At 52.7% G+C, this 2,982-nt stretch carries 1 rRNA gene; it reads right to left on the bottom strand.

Annotated elements, in window-relative coordinates:
• Positions 1–126 precede the first annotated feature (126 nt).
• Positions 127–2,982, bottom strand: a 23S ribosomal RNA gene (locus ABT56_RS18715); the annotation flags it as partial.

The following is a 2,982-nucleotide window of genomic DNA, read 5'->3' as shown; positions in this document are numbered from 1 at the left end:
GCTCGCCAAGCAAATTCGTTTATTTACCGCCTTGGCAGTAAATAGCAATCTGGGAAAGTCCAACTAGTTATCTCAAGCACTGCATTCAAGTGCTCATGGAGTCCGATAAAACCCCTTGGGTGTTGTATGGTTAAGCCTCACGGGCAATTAGTACAGGTTAGCTCAACGCCTCACAGCGCTTACACACCCTGCCTATCTACGTCGTAGTCTCCAACAACCCTTCAGGATACTTGTAGTATCAGGGATGACTCATCTTGAGGCTCGCTTCCCGCTTAGATGCTTTCAGCGGTTATCGATTCCGAACTTAGCTACCGGGCAATGCGTCTGGCGACACAACCCGAACACCAGAGGTTCGTCCACTCCGGTCCTCTCGTACTAGGAGCAGCCCCTCTCAATCATCCAGCGCCCACGGCAGATAGGGACCGAACTGTCTCACGACGTTCTAAACCCAGCTCGCGTACCACTTTAAATGGCGAACAGCCATACCCTTGGGACCGACTTCAGCCCCAGGATGTGATGAGCCGACATCGAGGTGCCAAACACCGCCGTCGATATGAACTCTTGGGCGGTATCAGCCTGTTATCCCCGGAGTACCTTTTATCCGTTGAGCGATGGCCCTTCCATACAGAACCACCGGATCACTATGACCTGCTTTCGCACCTGCTCGAACCGTCATTCTCGCAGTCAAGCGGGCTTATGCCATTGCACTAACCTCACGATGTCCGACCGTGATTAGCCCACCTTCGTGCTCCTCCGTTACTCTTTGGGAGGAGACCGCCCCAGTCAAACTACCCACCAGGCACTGTCCGTACCCCCGATAAGGGGGCGACGTTAGAACATCAACACTACAAGGGTGGTATTTCAAGGACGGCTCCACAGATACTGGCGTACCTGCTTCGAAGCCTCCCACCTATCCTACACATGTAGGGTCAATGTTCAGTGCCAAGCTGTAGTAAAGGTTCACGGGGTCTTTCCGTCTAGCCGCGGGTACGCAGCATCTTCACTGCGATTTCAATTTCACTGAGTCTCGGGTGGAGACAGCGTGGCCATCATTACGCCATTCGTGCAGGTCGGAACTTACCCGACAAGGAATTTCGCTACCTTAGGACCGTTATAGTTACGGCCGCCGTTTACCGGGGCTTCGATCAAGAGCTTCGCTTGCGCTAACCCCATCAATTAACCTTCCGGCACCGGGCAGGCGTCACACCGTATACGTCATCTTTCGATTTTGCACAGTGCTGTGTTTTTAATAAACAGTTGCAGCCACCTGGTATCTGCGACTTCCGACAGCTCCATCCGCGAGGGACTTCACCGTCAGAAGCGTACCTTCTCCCGAAGTTACGGTACCATTTTGCCTAGTTCCTTCACCCGAGTTCTCTCAAGCGCCTTGGTATTCTCTACCCGACCACCTGTGTCGGTTTGGGGTACGATTCCTTGCTATCTGAAGCTTAGAGGCTTTTCCCGGAAGCATGGCATCAATGACTTCAGCACCGTAGTGCCTCGACGTCGTATCTCAGCCTTGAGATGGTCCGGATTTGCCTAAACCATCAGCCTACATACTTGAACCTGGACAACCGTCGCCAGGCCCACCTAGCCTTCTCCGTCCCCCCATCGCAATAGCAAGAAGTACGGGAATATTAACCCGTTTCCCATCGACTACGCCTTTCGGCCTCGCCTTAGGGGTCGACTCACCCTGCCCCGATTAACGTTGGACAGGAACCCTTGGTCTTCCGGCGAGGAGGTTTTTCACCCCCTTTGTCGTTACTCATGTCAGCATTCGCACTTCTGATACCTCCAGCGCCCCTTACAGGACACCTTCAGCGGCTTACAGAACGCTCCCCTACCCAATGTGAACAAGTCACATTGCCGCAGCTTCGGTGTATCGCTTAGCCCCGTTAAATCTTCCGCGCAGGCCGACTCGACCAGTGAGCTATTACGCTTTCTTTAAATGATGGCTGCTTCTAAGCCAACATCCTGGCTGTCTGAGCCTTCCCACATCGTTTCCCACTTAGCGATAACTTTGGGACCTTAGCTGGCGGTCTGGGTTGTTTCCCTCTCCACGACGGACGTTAGCACCCGCCGTGTGTCTCCCGGATAGTACTTACTGGTATTCGGAGTTTGCAAAGGGTTGGTAAGTCGGGATGACCCCCTAGCCTTAACAGTGCTCTACCCCCAGTAGTATTCGTCCGAGGCGCTACCTAAATAGCTTTCGGGGAGAACCAGCTATCTCCGAGTTTGATTGGCCTTTCACCCCTAGCCACAAGTCATCCGCTAATTTTTCAACATTAGTCGGTTCGGTCCTCCAGTAAGTGTTACCTCACCTTCAACCTGCCCATGGCTAGATCACTCGGTTTCGGGTCTAATCCTAGCAACTGAACGCCCAGTTAAGACTCGGTTTCCCTACGGCTCCCCTATACGGTTAACCTTGCTACTAAAATTAAGTCGCTGACCCATTATACAAAAGGTACGCAGTCACAGGACAAAGCCTGCTCCTACTGCTTGTACGTACACGGTTTCAGGTTCTATTTCACTCCCCTCACAGGGGTTCTTTTCGCCTTTCCCTCACGGTACTGGTTCACTATCGGTCAGTCAGGAGTATTTAGCCTTGGAGGATGGTCCCCCCATGTTCAGACAGGATAACACGTGTCCCGTCCTACTCGATTTCACTGTAAAGGCACCGTCGGCTACGGGGCTGTCACCCTGTATCGCCACGCTTTCCAGCGTGTTCGCCTAGTGCCAATTCAACTTAAGGGCTAATCCGGTTTCGCTCGCCGCTACTGCCGGAATCTCGGTTGATTTCTTTTCCTCGGGGTACTTAGATGTTTCAGTTCCCCCGGTTCGCCTCACAATGCTATGTATTCACATTGAGATAACTGCTTATGCAGCTGGGTTTCCCCATTCGGAAATCCAAGACTCGAGTGGCTCTTACTGCCTCGTCTTGGCTTATCGCAAGTTAGTACGTCCTTCATCGCCTCTGACTGC

The organism is Photobacterium aquae (assembly GCF_001029445.1).
Taxonomy (GTDB): Bacteria; Pseudomonadota; Gammaproteobacteria; order Enterobacterales; family Vibrionaceae; genus Photobacterium; species Photobacterium aquae.
This window is presented reverse-complemented; position numbering and strand designations above follow the sequence as displayed.